At 71.8% G+C, this 1,227-nt stretch carries 2 protein-coding genes; both read left to right on the top strand.

Annotated features, from left to right (window positions below; all coding sequences use genetic code 11):
* Positions 1 to 224: 224 nt before the first annotated feature.
* Positions 225 to 728, top strand: a complete 504-nt coding sequence (locus AOK22_RS38965; RefSeq protein WP_055703340.1) for a DUF3574 domain-containing protein — start codon at positions 225 to 227, stop codon at positions 726 to 728.
* A gap of 115 nt (positions 729 to 843) precedes the next feature.
* On the top strand, positions 844 to 1,227 hold a 384-nt coding region (locus tag AOK22_RS38960), incomplete at its 3' end, for a DUF4291 domain-containing protein (RefSeq protein ID WP_157872444.1).

Raw genomic sequence — 1,227 nt, 5'->3', positions numbered from 1 at the left:
GGGACGGGCTGGCGGACCCTGCGGACGTACCGCCTGGGTTCCGGCGGGCAGTAACCCTCCCGCCCCCTCCCCTCCCTCCTCTGTGACGGGCGTGCCACATGGGCGTGAAACCGACGGCCGGGAATCAGGCCATATCGGCAGAAGGCGGGCGTCGAGGGTCCGCGTGTCCGCTACGGTGTGCCGCCGACTCCTGCCCCGCCCCAGAAAGGGACTCCCGGATTCCCATGGCCCTCACCCTGCCCCGTTTCTCCGCCACCCGGATCGCCGTGACCGCCGCCGTCACCGCTCTGCTGGCCGTCGGCGCGCCCGCCGCGTACGCCTCGCTGGACGACGAAGCGCCCGCCGCCACGACCACCGCCGGCACCGAACGCGCCGCCACGACGACGGTCGCCCGGGGCAAGCCCTTCACCGAGACCCGTCTCTTCTTCGGCACGGAGCGGCCCGACGGCGGCCCCGCCGTGACCGACAAGCAGTTCATGGACTTCATCGACAAGGAGGTCACGCCGGGCTTCCCCGACGGGCTGACGATCCAGGACGGGCGCGGCCAGTGGCGCGACTCCAACGGCAAGATCGAGCGCGAGCGTTCGTACGAGCTGATCCTGCTGTACCCGACGACCGAGGCGCGCAAGCGGGACGTCCTGATCGAGGAGATCCGCAGCGACTACGAGAAGGCGTTCGCGCAGGACTCGGTGGCACGGCTCGACGAGCGGACGCGGGTCGACTTCTGACCCCGGCGCCGTAACCGGCACCGCCTGGGCGACGGCACCCTCACCCCGCCGTCGCCCTCCGCCCCTCTCACAATTCAGTGGCGGAACCACCACCGCCCCGGCACGCTGATCTCCCATGAACCACGAGATCCGCGCGCTGCACACCGACTCCACGATCACCGTCTACCAGGCGTACCGTCCGGAGCTCGGCGGCCCGGCCGCCCGCGAGGGCCGCTTCCCCGCGGCCTGGAAGCGGGACCGCATGACGTGGATCAAGCCCTCGTTCCTGTGGATGATGTACCGCTGCGGCTGGGCCACCAAGGAGGACCAGCAGACGGTCCTGGCCGTCGAGATCACCCGCGAGGGCTTCGACTGGGCCCTGCGCAACTCCTGCCTCTCCCACTACGCCCGCGGCCTCCACCCGGACCAGGCCACCTGGAAGCGCGACCTGCGCCGCTCCCCGGCCCGCGTCCAGTGGGACCCCGAGCGCGACCTCCACCTGAACCCCCTCCCCCACCGC

The organism is Streptomyces silaceus (genome assembly GCF_001419745.1).
Lineage (GTDB): Bacteria > Actinomycetota > Actinomycetes > Streptomycetales > Streptomycetaceae > Streptomyces > Streptomyces silaceus.
The sequence above is the reverse complement of the archived record's forward strand: the minus strand, read 5'-3'. Positions and strand labels throughout refer to the sequence as shown.